Raw genomic sequence first — 13,892 nt, 5'->3', positions numbered from 1 at the left:
CACAAACACCGATCCGAGGCCGTGATTGTGCCCGGAGTCGCAGGAGTGAGCCCGGGAGCCACGGCCCCGAAACCTGCCCTGACCTGCGCAAACGCTGTTCCGTGTCGCCGGAGCTGCCCCGATCGGCCTCCCGAGCTCCCAGATTCGGGTCCACGGCCCCGGTCGAGCGGGACCGCGCCCACGGCCCCGGTCGAGCGGGACCGCGCCCACGCACCCAGGCACCCACCCGCGAGCACCCAGGCACCCACCCGCGAGCACCCACGCGCACCCGCGAGCACACACCCACGCGCCCACGTGAGCCGGTCGCGAGGTCTGCGCATAGGTCCAGGCATGACTGCTACCGCGATCGAGCCCCACTGGACCGGCGGGGACTACTGCGCCCGCACCGAGATGGACGACCTGACCCAGACCGGCGCGAGCACGGCAGGGGCAGCGACCAGCACCGGCACGGTCGAGATCGTCACCGGCATCACCGGCTCCGGTGCGGACAAGCTCGCCTCCTCCGCGGTGGCACCCCTGGTCGCGGCAGCCCGTGGCTACGCCAGCGTCACCCCCGCCGACGTGCGCGAGTACGTCCGCGACACGATGGGCGCCGACCTGCGCAGCACCCAGGCCAAGCAGCTCGGCGACCTTGCCGCCACCGGCGACGCGCTAGTCATGCCGTGGCACTCCCTGACCTCCCACGCCCAGGGCTACGTCAGCGCCTACCAGGCCCGCCCCGCCGTGGCCCGGACCGACCCCAAGTCCGGCAACGTGCGCAAGTACGAGCAGCTGACCGGGTCCCAGACCGTCCTGGACGTGCACCCCGGCGTCCCGAACGAGTGGATGACCGGCACCCCCAAGGTCGCGTTCATCGAGGGCCTGCTCAAGGCCGACTCGGTCCTGACCGCGATGCTCCTCGAAACCGGCATCAGCCCCGAGGAACTCACCTGGCCCGAGGACGGCTCCACGACCACGGCGCGAGCACGCCTGAACGAACTCATGAGCCAGATCCAGGACGAGGACCAGGTGCTCGTCGTGGCGGTCGTTGGCGTCGGCAACTGGCACAACAACCCCGAGTGGGCGGCGCTGGACCTGCGCGGTCGCGACTCCCTGGTGTGCTTCGACGGCGACGTCGGGGACAAGTGGCAGGTCTGGGGTCAGGCCGACAGCCTGTGGGACCTGCTCTCCGGACCGAAGAAGTCCGCGCACGTGCACCTGCTCGACCTCTCGACCCAGGCCACCGACGACGGCGAGAAGGTCGGCATCGACGACTTCCTCGCGATGGGCAAGACGTGGGCCGACGCCCTCGATCTGCTCAAGGACCGCCTGCCCCCGCGCCCGCCCAAGCCCCTGGAACTTCAGGTCGGGCAGTGGCGCGTGAACGACGAGGCGCACACCGTCGAGGAGTGCGTCCAGGACACCAACGACTACGGCGGCAAGTCCGGCGCGCACTGGGAGACCCGCTGCCGGGTCGCCGGGCGCGTCCTGATGGTCGAGACCGAGCGCACCCCCACCGACTCCGAGATGATCTCCGGGGTCTTCGACCCGCCCGTCGAAGGTGTCGGCCTCTCGCGTGCCCTGGTCGAGCTCTCGTGGAAGGACGAGGACTCCGGCGCGGTGCACACCGCCGTCGCCTCGGGCCCGGACGACATCCTCGAACTGGTCCCGCGCGAGTGGACCCGGCGTGGGGCGCACGTGCCCGCACCGGTCAAGCGTCGCCCCGACTGGCCCGCCCGCAAGGGCGAGGACTGGCTGACGGCCGTCAAAGAGCACCGCGCCGCCGAGACCGTCGAGCGCACCTCGTGGGCCCGCATGGGCTGGGTGCCGGTTCAGGGGGCGAGCCCGGTCTTCATCGTCGGCGAGCAGGTCGTGGGTCCGGACGGCCCCACCTCCGAGGCGGCGAGCATCGGCGTCAACGAGTCGGTCCTGTCCGGGGCCTCGCGCTTCGGCGTCCAGTTCCCCAGCCGTGACCTGAGCCCCGAGGCTCGTGCAGCCCAGGTGCAGGCGGACTTCCGCGCGGTCTACGCCGCGTACATCACCAACGGCGCCTGGACGTCCAAGGGAGTGGCCGCGGTCATCCTGGCTGCGATGATCCGCCCGTGCATCCCGCTGCGCACCCAGGTCTCGCTCTACATCACCGGCGCCCGAGGCGGCGGCAAGTCGTTCACCGCCTCGTTCGTGATGGCCGGGTGGCAGCCGCGCCCGGGGATCTGGTCGGAGAACCGACTGCCCGGCGCAGCCAAGGACACCATGGCCTCGACCGAGCACGCGGTAGCCCGCACCCCGATCTGGGTGATGGACGACCTCGCGCCCTCCGCCGACCAGCGCACCGCCGACATGGAGGCAGGTCGCATGGGTGACCTGATCCGCTCGATCCACAACGGCACGTCCAAGCGACGCATGACCGCCGACATGACCAGCCGCCACGTCGCGGACCCGCACGCGCTGCTGGTCATCACCGCCGAGAACCAGCACACGGTGTCCTCGGTGCGTGACCGCCTGGTGACCCTGAGCCTGCACCGCGGGGCGCTGGGTCCGATGGACGCGACCGACGAGCTGGTGCGTCTGCGTGACGTGGACGGAGCGCCGGCGCGAGTCGTGGGCTACGTCCTTCAGCACCTGGCCAGCCAGTCAGCCGAGCTCGGCTGGGACAACGTCCGCAAGTACTACGAGGCGCAGCTCAACTCCCACACCGAAACGATCAAGGCCGAACTGCTGTCCCGCGGCGCCGACCAGGGTGCAGCCTCGCGGCACGCCGCGCTGCTCGCCGACCTGTCCCTGGGCCTGTCGGTCATGGGCGACGCTGCCTCCGAGGCAAGAGTCCTGGGCATGAAGGGCGTCCTGGAGATGCTCAAGTCCGACATGATCGACCTGATGATGGAAGCCCACTCGGACCGTGCGGAGTCCTCCCCGGGCGCCGCTGCCATCCAGGCGGTCTCGCGGCTGCTCGCCTCGGGCCGGGCCCACATCGCAGGCCTGGACCCGATGTCCCCGCCGCTGCGCGAGGAGCCGTACTCCTCCGCGAACCGGAGCCTGGGCTGGTCGATGGGCGGGGACGTCCTGCGACCCCAGGGCGTGTGCGTGGGAACCCTGGTCCGGCCCCGGTCGGGCGAAGACGTCGTCATGCTCGACCCGCGGACCTCGTTCACCGAGGCTGCACGCCACTACCGTGACCTGCTGCCCTCGGGCACGACCTCGGCCGGCGCCTGGTCCGCAGCCCGCGACGAGGGTCTGCTCTCCCCGGTGCGCACCCTGATCGGTGGCGGCTACCAGTCGCGAACCACGATCGCCGGGGTCGACGTGCGCGGGGTCCCGGTGCCGCTGTCGGTGCTGCTCAACGGTGGTCCGCTGCGCACCTCGGACGACGACCACGCCGACGAGCTCGGCGACGGCACGCACGTCCCCGACAGCCTCGCGGACACCGTCTCCGAGGAGCCCGTGAACGCCTAGAACCCCGCCGACCGGCCCGCGTGAGCGACCGGTCGGCGGGCCGGTCGGCACGACCTACGGGGAGAACCTCCGCATAGGTACCAGCACCCCACCGTGGGGCGAGCACGCGAGGCGGAAGGACACCGAAAATGGCTCGGCGCAGCATGGACCAGGACGCCTTCCTCGAAGCCGTCCGCGACGTCCAACGCAGCTCTTCCAACCCGGACATGTTCCGCCTGCCGTGTCAGGAGTCCGCCCCGGCCATGTGGTTCCCGATGGACGCCCAGACAGAGCGTGAGGCCAAGGCGCTGTGCGTGCCGTGCCCCGTGCGCGACGCGTGCCTGACCGAGGCGCTGCGACGCCGGGAGCCGGCGGGCGTGTGGGGTGGGTGCTCCCTGGAGGACGGGCGGATCGTGCGCTCGCGCACCTACCGCGAGGGCCCGACCCGGGCCGAGCTGAAGGAAGCCCGAGCCGCGGCCGACGCTGCTGCTGCTGCGGTGGACCCCCTCCCGGCGGTGCCCGCGGTGACGTCCGCCGACCTGGAGCTCGCCAGCTCCACCACCCCGACCCGCACCGGCTCCGCACTCGCGAGCACGGCGCCCACCATGCTCGACGCGCTCGTGACCATCGCCAGCGCGTCCTGACCAGACGATGGGACCGACCCGACATGAGCAGTGAACGCCACCACGACGCGTACATGCACGACGTCCTGGCCGAGGCCGGGGCGGACGCCGAGCAGCAGGCCACCAAGCCGCCCCGATCGCGCGTCCCGCTGATCCTGCTCGGGGTCGGGGTGGGCGTGGTGGCGATCACGGCCCTGGTCCTGGCGTGGCTGACGTTCGGCCCGGGCTCCGACGCGAAGGACGAGCCCGGGCCCCGCCCGAGCGCCGCGGCCACCCCGAGCACCGCACCGATCGTCGAGGCACCACCCTTGGCCCCGCCCGAGGCCGGCACGCCCGAGACCCCGGAGACCGCGGACCCTGGCACGACGCTGGAGCAGATGCGCGGGGTCACGTTCGACGAGATCGCCGCCGCCACCTCCGCCATCGCTGATGCGCCCAACGCCGACACGCAGGTCCTTGCCCAGGCCAAGACGGCGCTGCGCAAGGTCGAGATCTTGGCGGATCTCGGCGAAGGGGTCACGGTCGCTGACCTCGCCGGGGCACGTGCCGAGCTCGCCACGTCCGTCGAGCAGGTCACCGCCTCCCAGGTCGCGTGGCAGGCCAACCACGACGCCGAGCAGGTCAAGGCGAAGCAGGCGGCGACCGACCAGGCCGTCGCGGACCAGCGCGCCCAGAACATCGCCAACCCGCCCACGGTCTGCCTGAAGAACCCCAGCGGTGAGGTCGTCGACTTCGGCAACGGCACCATCGCCGAGGCGATCAACACCGCACGCCGTGGGGCCGGGCTGCCCGCCGTCCAGGTCGGGCACACCGCGGCCACCGCCGGGTCCGCCACGGACATGGCCACCGCCGGTGGGCTGTGGGTCGTGCCCGGTCAGGCCTTGGCCGGGTGCGCGCGCAGCGTCGACGCCCTGGTGGGGCAGTGGACCAGGGACCCGACCTCGGCCGCGCAGATCCTGGCCCCGAACCTGACCCAGGTGGACGTGTCCGTCGCGACCTCCGCGGGGATGCTCTACGCCGCAGCGACCTTCACCCGCTGACCCGAGCCCGTTCGTTGACCGGACCCCACCGGCCCCGTCAACGAACGGACATGAGCACCCACGACGAGTCCCTGCACCCGCGCGAGACCACGGGCAAGTTCGCGACCAAGCCGGTGGCCGAAGCCCCCGGCGGCATGGCCACCTTGGGCCCGGCCTCGATCGCACCGGCACGGTTCGTGCTGCGCAGCCACGGCATCGGGTCCGGGATCATGGCACGCCTGGACGACGCCGAGGCTGCCGCCGTGAGCGACGAGATCGCCGAGCGCACCGCCCTCGCACCGGCCTCCCAGCACCCGGCCATCGCCCGCCAGGCCTGCTACGAGCACCTCGACTTCCGCGCGACGACCGACGACGAGCCGCTGACCATCGACAAGAGCTCGCGCATCCTGCGCTCCGCGATCGACGTCCACCACCTCGCCCGCCAGGGGTACGACCGAGCCTGGGGACGCCTGGAGGAGTCGCGCGAGCAGGGGGCCAGCGACACCGACCTCGCCGCCGCGATGACCGACGTCGTGCACGCCGACCTGGACGTCACCGCAGCCGCGCACCGCCGCGAGCAGGCCATGTGGGACAACGTCTACCTGACCGACCCGGACGCGTTCTGGGGCGCGGTCCACGGCGAGCCCGCGCACGCCGCTGCCGCGCTGTCCACCGCCGACCGGTTCGACTCCGTCGGCTACCCGGGCGCCGTCGGGGCATGCGTCGGCCCCACGTCCTGACCTGCCGATCCATGCGCAGGCGCCAGGGTGACCCAGGCACCTGCGCATAGGTACCGGGCATGAGCGCGACACGAGCCAAGAGCAGGGGGCTGTCCTCCTGGGACCCCGACGCCGGGCCGGGGGAGGTCAAGGTGACTTCCCGGTCCACCGACCCGCGCTTCGAGGCGCTCGTCGAAGCGGCCAGCCACCTGCCTGCACCGGTCGCCGTCACGTTCGTGGCCCACCTGGAACACGACGGCCTGCGCTCCCAGGTCCAGTGCGGTTGGGGCACGTTCATCGTCGACCTGACCGTCACCGGCGCCAGCGCATGGCCTGCCGGGGGAGGACGCGGCTGGAAGATCCTCGACCCGATCGCACCCCCGGCCCACCATCTGGCCGAGCTCGTCACCCAGGTCGCCCACGTGGCCCCGCCGCCTGAGGCTGCGCCCGTCAACGAACAGGCATGAGCACCCAGACGTTCGACGACCAGGCCCACCCGCGCGCCACAGACGGCAAGTTCGCGACCAAGGACGTGGCCGAGGCAGCCGGCGGGATGGTGGCGCTGGCCCCCGCCCCGGCCGACGACCTCACCGAGATCCTCGGCTCGTGCTCGCGCCGGGTCCAGGCGCGACTCGAATCGCCCGGCGGGCCCGGGGACACCATGACGCTGACGGCGCTACGCCTGCGCGGCGTCGCCGCCGCCGTGCGCATGGACCACCCCGAGGCGAAGTTCGTCCAGCTCGAAGTCTCCGACAGCGCCGACGACGTCCTGTGGGTCGCGGACCTCGCAGACGCCGACCGCCTGTCGCTGACCGACTACAGCGTCGAGCTCAGCCAGGACGAAGAGGTGTCCGACCTGCTCTGCGGCGTCGAGCCGCACCTGGTGGAGGCCAACGCATCGGCCGTCGACGCCGACCGACGCCGCGGCATCTTCATGGTCGACCTCGACGCGGCCCTGGCAGCCCCCGAGCCCGTGGACGCCGGCGTCGCTGCCACCGCCCGGGCCGAAGCCATGGTCGACGGGTACCGGACCGAGCACACCGACCTCGACAAGGACGACCAGGAGGTGGCGCGCGAGATGCTCGGCGACCTGAACCAGTGGGCGTCCGCGCGCGGGATCGACCTCACAGCCCTGCTCAACGACACCCCCGCCAGCAGCGACGGTCGCTGACCGCCCGCTCCGGCGCCCGTCAACGAACAGGCATGAGCACCCAGACGTTCGACGACCAGGCCCACCCGCGCGCCACAGACGGCAAGTTCGCGACCAAGGACGTGAGCGAGGCTCCTGGTGGACTGAGCGCGCTCAACCTCGCCCCCGAGCCCGCCGGACCGCTGGCCGAAGCGCGCACCGACGCGATCGAGCGTGCCATCGCCGACGGCCGGCTCAGCCCTGCCGCCCGCGACATGACCGCGCGCAACCTCGTCTACATGCACGCCGAGGCCGCGCACGACGGCAGCGAGCTCGCCGCGCTGGCCGACCTGGGCATCCCCGCCCTGGCCACCGTCCGCGAGTCCTTCACCCCGTGCAGCCCCGGCGACCACGGGGACGACGTCGAGCTGGCCGACGAGTGCGAGTCGGGCGAGCACCTGTCCATGCTCGACACGGACGTCGTGATCGAGCTCGACTTCCCCGACGACCAGGACGAGGTCGTGTCCCTGATCGAGCGCACCGGTGCCCGGTTCTCCGCCTCGGGCGCCGAGTGGGCCTCGGACCCTGACGGGTCGCGGACCGTGGACTACGCGACCGGCAAGCGCGAGTCGGTCTCGGTGCACCTGTACGGCATGGACGAGGACACCGCCTCGATCGTCGACCGCGTCGGCTGAGACGACGGTCGGTGCGCGCGGGTGGCGTGTGCCACGATCCTCCTCATGAGCGACAGCGAGCACTGCGAGAAGTGCGGCCACGGCGAGAAGCAGCACGAGCTCGGCTGGCGGTGCAACGGTCCGCACGACCTGATGGCGTGCGACGTCCTCTGCGGCAGGTACGCGCCCGGCGGGGTCGAGTCCCCGTCCGGGAAGCCGCCGGCCACGATCAAGTCGAACCCGCGGCGCAACACGAGCGGTCTGGAGCGGCCGACGGACTGGAAGGCCGCGGAACGGTTCGCTGCCGAGCACATGCGCCTGCTCGGGTTCTCAGACGCGCGCGTGACCCCGTCGGGTCCTGACGGTGGGATCGACGTCATCGCGACGGGCGGGGCAGGGCAGGTCAAGCACTACGCCTCCGCGGTCGGCAGCCCTGTCGTGCAGCAGGCGCACGGGGTGGGTCACGCGTCCCGGTGGACGCTGGTCTACGCCCTGTCCGGATTCACGCGGGCCGCCCTGACCGTCGCCGACTCGATGCTCGTAGCGCTGTTCCAGTATTCGGTCGACGGTGAGGTCACCCCCATCTCGGAGACCGCCCACGCCCTCGTGCGCGGCGGGGTCTTCCCCCTGACTCTTGCGCCGGCGAGCCCAGCAGCTTTGGCGTTCGTCCAGGACGTCCAGCGCTACTGCCAGGCCGTCATCGACGACGCCCTCGTCGTGATGGAGCACTGCCGCTCGGTCGGGCCACAGCTCACTCCCAGGGAGCAGGGGGAGGTCGGACGGCTCAGCCGGCGCGTCCTGGAGGTCCTCACGACGCTCTCCGCGATGCCGGACAAGAAGAACATCCCCGAACTGCTTCAGCACACGGCCGAGCTCGACGCGCTCGTGCAACGGCTGCGGGGGCTGACCTCGGCCTGAACGGCCACCCGCGCGGGGGCCCGTCAACGAACAGGCATGAGCACCCAGATGTTCGACGAGCACCAGCACCCGCGCGCCACCGACGGGAAGTTCGCGACCAAGGACGTCGGGGAAGCGGCCGGGGGACTCAGCGCCCTCGGCGCCGCCCCCGCACCCCTCGACCAGGACCACGCACACATGGCCTTCGACGAGGACTCCGACACGACGAGCGAGGAGGCCTGGTCGAGGGGCCTGGACGTCGGGCTCGGGTCGCGCAGCCCCTGGGGGGAGATCGACTGGGTGACGCCCGTCGCGCCCGGCATCATCCGGGTCTCCACGCCAGGCCACGGCGGGGTCAAGCTCAGCGAGCTGCGGAACAGGCAGATCGCGCCCGCGCTGCGCAACGCCTCCGGTTGGTACGAGGAAGACTGCGAGGCGTACGTCCCCACCGGGACCTTCCCGCGGGCCTTCGCCGCCGCCAACGGCCCGTCCTCCGCGTGGTCCGACCCCGACCACGTGCGCGAGCACTCCTGGGGACGGGTGCGCGAGTGGATGCCCGACCAGTACGAGAAGGCGACCAAGCACGAGATCGCCCCCGGGCAGTCCACGGTGCGTGACCGTGCGCTCTGGCTCGCCGAGCACGCCGAGGACCACGTCACGGTCTCGGCGAGGACGTCCGTCGAGCACCCCGGCATGGTGGAGGTCACGACCAGGCTCGGCGGGCAGGGGTACGACCCCGGCGCGTGGGGCCAGGACCAGCGCAAGTTCCTGATGCCAGCCGACGAGTACGAGCGCGGCATGAGCGAGGGGCACTATCAGGTCGTCGTCGACCCGGCCCAGCATCAGGACATCACCCCGCCGCCCGTGGTCAAGGTCCCCGCCCGCGGGTACTCGGGGCTGGACTCGGAGAAGGTGGCCTCCTCGAAGCTGGCCCGCAAGGCGCTGACCAAGCCGTGGCGGCTCAAGAGCGGGGCCGTGACCAACCTCGACGTCCTCATCAAGGCCGGCAAGATCACCGGCAAGGGGACGCACACCAGCGACGCCGGCCGCACCCAGTACTACCTGGAGTCCCAGGAGTTCGAGGGTGACGCGAGCCGTGCGACCTTCGCCGTCCCCAAGGCGCTGTGGGAGGCGTCCGAGGCTCCGGACGAGCAGTGAGACCGGCGGGGCTGGGCCGTTTTCCCGGCCCCGCCCCACTGGCGGGCATGAAGAAGATGCGAACGGTCGCCGCGTTCACCTTGGCCCTTGCCGTCTCCAGCGCGTGGTTGGTGGCCGGGACCGCCAATGCCCAGGCTGAGCACGCCGCCGCCACCGCGCGAGCAGCCCAGTGGGCGCAGGTCTCTGCCGCCGAGCAGGCGTGGATCACCGAGCAGCAGGTCGCCGCCCAGGCGCAGGCCTCCCGCTCGATCCACGACCAGCGGGTCCAGGACGTCCTGGCCCGCGCGAACCAGGCGATCACCGCCGCGCAGACCGCCCTCGACACCAGCCCGAACGCTGACCCTGCGACCCGTGACGCCCTGGCTGCGGCCATCCCCGTCGTCCAGGAGCGCAGCGACCAGATCGACCGCGGCGTCCTGATCGAGGACGTCGCCCTCGCGCTGGACGACCTGACCCTCGTCGCGCAGGCCGTGACCGACTCGCAGGCCACCTGGCAGGCCGAGCAGGACCGGATCGCTGCCGAGGCCGCGGAGGCTGAGCGCGTGCGAGCGGCCGAAGCCAAGCGCGCCAAGACGGCCACGACCCAGAAGAAGGCCCCCGCGACCACGAACGCCCCGGCCCCCGCCGCGTCCGCAGGCCAGTCCTTCGCGTGGAAGACATCGGTGTCCAACTCCGGCGACCAGTCGGTTCTGGACAGGTGCGCTGGTGGCCTGACCCGGTGGTTCGAGGACATCGAGGGCAAGCCGTACTACCCGATCCACCGCCACTGCGGCGGCAGCCCCATCCTCAAGCTCTCCATGGGCGACCGGGTGCAGATCGACGGTCAGGCGTGGGTCGTGACCGACTCGCGCAACCTGCACGCGGGCGACGACAAGGACCTCGCCTTCGGCCTCAACGGCCAGATCCTCGTCCAGACCTGCTTCGTGGGCACCAACGGCGCCGTGCGCGTGGTGGCCCTGACCCGAGACTGAGCTGGGCCTGACGGGCAGGCGCCGGACCAGGCCCCTGCCCGTCAACACCTGGGTATGGACACGTTCACGAGCGCAGAGCACCCCCGGGCGAACGACGGGAAGTTCACCACCAAGCCGGTCGACGAGGCCTCGGGTGGCCTGAGCGCGCTCGGCGCCTCGACGCCCTCGGGCGTAGACGCCCTGACCCGTCGCCAGTTCTCCGCGCCGCGTCAGAGCGTCTACGGCTTCACCGAGTGGGTCACCAAGGACGGAACCCTGCACCGGACCAACGGCCCCGCCGTCGAGCACGAGGACGGCGCCGAGACCTGGATGGTGCACGGCAAGACCGTCGTGGGACGCAACGCCCGCGGCGGGGAGACCTGGTACATGGACCACCCCCAGCTCGGCTTCCGCGAAGCCACCCGCGAGGACGCCGTCGAGGCGGCGCGCGAGGTCGGGAACGCGAACATCCTGTGGGCCATCGAGGCCTACGACGACATGCACCCCGCGAGCGATTCCGACGAGAAGGGCCAGACCTCATGACCACGTACGACGACAGCCAGCACCCCCGGGCCACCGACGGGAAGTTCGCGACCAAGGAGGTGACCGAAGCCTCCGGCGGGCTCACGGCCCTGGCCCCCGAGTCGTGGCGCTCCGAGAGCGACCGGGTGGGCGAGCTCGGGCACCTGATCTCGCGTGCCGACCGGCGGCGCGAGGGGATCGTCGCCCGCGACCTGGCAGCCCAGGTGCGTGCGGACGTTCCCGAAGCCGCCTACCTGACCCTCGACGAGAACTGCGACCAGCCCGAGTGCTACACGCTGCACCTCGCCAGCGTCCACGACAGCCAGGGGAACACCCTGTACGACGTGAACGAGAACCCGCGGTACACCGTCGAAGACGCGGTCGCAGGGGCAGGTCTGTCCGAGCCCGACCACGGGAGCGAGCCGGACTACATCACGACCAGCGGCACGCGGCGCGAGGGGTACTCCTACCGCTTCGACCTGGACGCGGCGCTCAAGGGCAGGCAGGGAGGGCTCGCGACCGCGGACCGGGGTCAGTCCGTCATCAACGACTACCGGGTGATGCACGACGACATGGACCTGAGCGACGAGACCGCCGCCCGCGACATGGTGACCGACCTCTACCACTGGGCGCAGCGCTCCGGCGTCGACTTCGACGACCTGGTCTCCCGTGCGGCCGAGGTCGGGCGCGACGAGTCCGCGCTCGGGATGGTGGCGGGGAGCAAGTCGTGAGCTACGACGAGCAGGCTCACCCGCGCGCCGGCGACGGGAGGTTCGCGACCAAGGACGTCGACGAGGCCGACGGCGGGTTCGGCGCCCTGCTGCCTGCCGCGCGACCGGCCGACCTGCCGCTGACCGTGGTCGAGGTCTCGGGCACCACCGGCCCCGGGACCGGCGCCCTCGTGCAGTGGCTGGAGCACTCGACCGGGCTCGGGCCCGTGCAGCTGAAGGTGGACCGCGACGACGAGCACTGCGTGCTGGCCCGGCTCGTCGAGAACGACGTCACGTACGCGGTGCGGTCCGCACGCGGCGGGTGCCAGGTCGTGGACACGAGCGTGCAGGGTGCCCGGCCAGCCGGGGGAGACGGGGACCAGGACGACCTGGGTGCGACGATCCGTAGCGCCCGCGAGAACGCCATCAGCGCCGTCGCCCAGCGCGTCGCCACCCAGACCGTCGGCGAGGAGTTCGGTGCGACCAAGTACTTGCCCAACAGCGTGGAGGTCGACGACGAGTGGGGCCTGACCCGCTCGTCCCTGCCGCTGGTCGGGCGAGCGGTCACGGTGCGCCGGTTCCATGGCGAGCGCCGCGAGCTGTTCGCCACCTACTCCGACGACCAGCTCGGCAGCATCAGCGCCCGCCAGCGCACCAACAGGGTGAACGCCGCCCTGGGGGCGATCGACCCCAACGACGCCGAGCGGGGCCAGGCGGTCCTGCACCGCTACCTCGACGTCGCCGAGTCCACCGCCCGCGACATGCGAGCCGCGGACACCGCACGACGCGCGTGACCGCTCGTTCCCATGCCCGTCAACAACAGGGCATGGGAACGACACGGTTCGACGAGCAGGCGCACCCGCGGGCAACCTCCGGGCAGTTCGCCACGAAGCCAGTCCAGGACGCCGCAGGCGGGTTCGACGCGCTGAGCGCACCGACGCTCGCCGAGTCCACGACCCCCGACGTCCAGGCGCAGATGGACGCCGCCTGGGACGAGTACGAGGGCGAGACGTTCTACGACGCTCGCTTCGACCCCAGCGCCGAGCTGGACGACCTCGCCGCCTACGGGTCCGGCACCTCAGGAGAGCCGCGATGAGCACCCCCACCTTCAACGAGTCCGCCCACCCCCGGTCCCGGTCGGGGAAGTGGACCGCCAAGACCGTCGACGAGGCCTTCGCCGGCATGGACGCCCTCTCGGTGAGCACGCAAGGAGCCCCGACCGCCGGCGGGACCCAGACCCAGGTCGGGGTCAAGGAGTCCGCCGCGGCCATGCGCCACGACCTGCGCGCGAAGTTCGACCACCCGTTCTCGGTGAAGATGAGCCGCGGCACCGGGTACGGCTGGGTGCACGTCGACTGGAACGACGGCCCCCGGGCCACGCCGGTGACCGCCATGACCGGCGCCTACTGCAACAAGCAGTTCGACGGCATGGACGACTCGTACCACCCGGTCAACGAGGACGCCCCCGTGCGGTACGGCCTGTGCGGGGTCCTGCACCAGCGCAACATCGGCCCCAAGGGGCAGGCGTACCTCGACTCCATGTTCGACGAGGCCGAGATCTCCGGGTACCAGCGCATCGAGCCGCGCACCGGGGCGCGCTCGGACTACGACGGCGGCTACAGCTGGTCCGAGCCCATGTCTGACCAGGACGTCCACAAGCTGGAGAAGCACCTCGGGGAGTTCCTGCCTCCGCGCCTGACCAACAACCGCGTCCGGGTCGTCCCATCGGGCGTCGCCGGCCTGCACCTCGACGCCGTCCCACTCCGCTCAGGTCGTGGCCGTAGCCATCCACGGGATGGCGGTCTTCACCGTGTCCTCGTTCAGGCGTCCGTCGACCGACCAGTGGTCCCGTGCCAAGCGTCAGGGCCTCGCTCGGGCCATGCCCGTCGAGAAGGTTCTCGATCACCCCGACGATCAACCGCACATGCCGTATGTCGGTCGTGTCGGTCGAACCGAACAGCGGCGTCCCGGGGTCGAAGAACTGCCCGAGGTGCCCCCTTCCGTCTTCGGTTGCGCCGTAGCAGGCGCCGACGAGGACGGCGGCAGCCTTGAACGGGCGCCGGCGAGCGGCCAAGGTGGA

General features: G+C 71.8%; 15 protein-coding genes. All 15 read left to right on the top strand.

Annotation, left to right across the window (positions count from 1 at the left end):
• Positions 1–330 precede the first annotated feature (330 nt).
• The 15 genes from ACFWGN_RS15175 (at position 331) to ACFWGN_RS15105 (ending at position 13,864) form a co-directional block, all read left to right on the top strand.
• Positions 331–3,432 (top strand): hypothetical protein, encoded by a 3,102-nt coding sequence (locus ACFWGN_RS15175; RefSeq protein WP_377617890.1) that lies wholly within the window; start codon positions 331–333, stop codon positions 3,430–3,432.
• Positions 3,433–3,560: 128 nt separating this feature from the next.
• Positions 3,561–4,055, top strand: coding sequence for a WhiB family transcriptional regulator (locus ACFWGN_RS15170; protein WP_377617888.1), 495 nt, complete (start codon positions 3,561–3,563; stop codon positions 4,053–4,055).
• 23 nt (positions 4,056–4,078) lie between these two features.
• Positions 4,079–5,074, top strand: a complete 996-nt coding sequence (locus tag ACFWGN_RS15165; RefSeq protein ID WP_377617886.1) for a hypothetical protein — start codon at positions 4,079–4,081, stop codon at positions 5,072–5,074.
• 50 nt (positions 5,075–5,124) lie between these two features.
• Positions 5,125–5,793 (top strand): hypothetical protein, encoded by a 669-nt coding sequence (locus tag ACFWGN_RS15160; protein WP_068624062.1) that lies wholly within the window; start codon positions 5,125–5,127, stop codon positions 5,791–5,793.
• Between the two features lie 59 nt (positions 5,794–5,852).
• Positions 5,853–6,239: a hypothetical protein gene (locus ACFWGN_RS15155; protein WP_377617885.1), complete on the top strand. Its 387-nt coding sequence runs from the start codon at positions 5,853–5,855 to the stop codon at positions 6,237–6,239.
• On the top strand, positions 6,236–6,943 hold the full coding sequence (locus ACFWGN_RS15150) for a hypothetical protein (protein WP_377617884.1): 708 nt from the start codon (positions 6,236–6,238) through the stop codon (positions 6,941–6,943). Before ACFWGN_RS15155 ends, ACFWGN_RS15150 begins: the two co-directional genes overlap by 4 nt.
• 32 nt (positions 6,944–6,975) lie before the next feature.
• Positions 6,976–7,596, top strand: a complete 621-nt coding sequence (locus ACFWGN_RS15145; protein ID WP_068624056.1) for a hypothetical protein — start codon at positions 6,976–6,978, stop codon at positions 7,594–7,596.
• Positions 7,597–7,641: 45 nt separating this feature from the next.
• The gene (locus ACFWGN_RS15140; protein ID WP_377617883.1) at positions 7,642–8,493 is read left to right on the top strand and encodes a restriction endonuclease; all 852 of its coding nucleotides are present in this window, start codon (positions 7,642–7,644) and stop codon (positions 8,491–8,493) included.
• A gap of 36 nt (positions 8,494–8,529) precedes the next feature.
• Positions 8,530–9,630, top strand: a complete 1,101-nt coding sequence (locus tag ACFWGN_RS15135; RefSeq protein ID WP_377617882.1) for a DUF7007 domain-containing protein — start codon at positions 8,530–8,532, stop codon at positions 9,628–9,630.
• A 47-nt stretch (positions 9,631–9,677) separates the two neighbouring features.
• Positions 9,678–10,601, top strand: coding sequence for a hypothetical protein (locus ACFWGN_RS15130; RefSeq protein ID WP_377617881.1), 924 nt, complete (start codon positions 9,678–9,680; stop codon positions 10,599–10,601).
• A 54-nt stretch (positions 10,602–10,655) separates the two neighbouring features.
• Positions 10,656–11,123, top strand: coding sequence for a hypothetical protein (locus tag ACFWGN_RS15125; protein WP_191805987.1), 468 nt, complete (start codon positions 10,656–10,658; stop codon positions 11,121–11,123).
• Entirely contained in the window at positions 11,120–11,833 is a 714-nt protein-coding gene (locus ACFWGN_RS15120) for a hypothetical protein (RefSeq protein ID WP_377617880.1), read from the top strand. The genes ACFWGN_RS15125 and ACFWGN_RS15120 overlap by 4 nt, the downstream gene beginning before the upstream one ends.
• Complete coding sequence (locus ACFWGN_RS15115) at positions 11,830–12,606, top strand: hypothetical protein (RefSeq protein WP_377617878.1); 777 nt, start codon at positions 11,830–11,832, stop codon at positions 12,604–12,606. Before ACFWGN_RS15120 ends, ACFWGN_RS15115 begins: the two co-directional genes overlap by 4 nt.
• 32 nt (positions 12,607–12,638) lie before the next feature.
• Positions 12,639–12,908 (top strand): hypothetical protein, encoded by a 270-nt coding sequence (locus ACFWGN_RS15110; protein ID WP_377617877.1) that lies wholly within the window; start codon positions 12,639–12,641, stop codon positions 12,906–12,908.
• Complete coding sequence (locus ACFWGN_RS15105; protein ID WP_377617875.1) at positions 12,905–13,864, top strand: LPD29 domain-containing protein; 960 nt, start codon at positions 12,905–12,907, stop codon at positions 13,862–13,864. The genes ACFWGN_RS15110 and ACFWGN_RS15105 overlap by 4 nt, the downstream gene beginning before the upstream one ends.
• Positions 13,865–13,892: the final 28 nt, after the last annotated feature.

It is taken from the genome of Oerskovia sp. NPDC060338, from assembly GCF_042726295.1.
Classification (GTDB): Bacteria; Actinomycetota; Actinomycetes; order Actinomycetales; family Cellulomonadaceae; genus Oerskovia; species Oerskovia merdavium.
The sequence above is the reverse complement of the archived record's forward strand: the minus strand, read 5'-3'. Positions and strand labels throughout refer to the sequence as shown.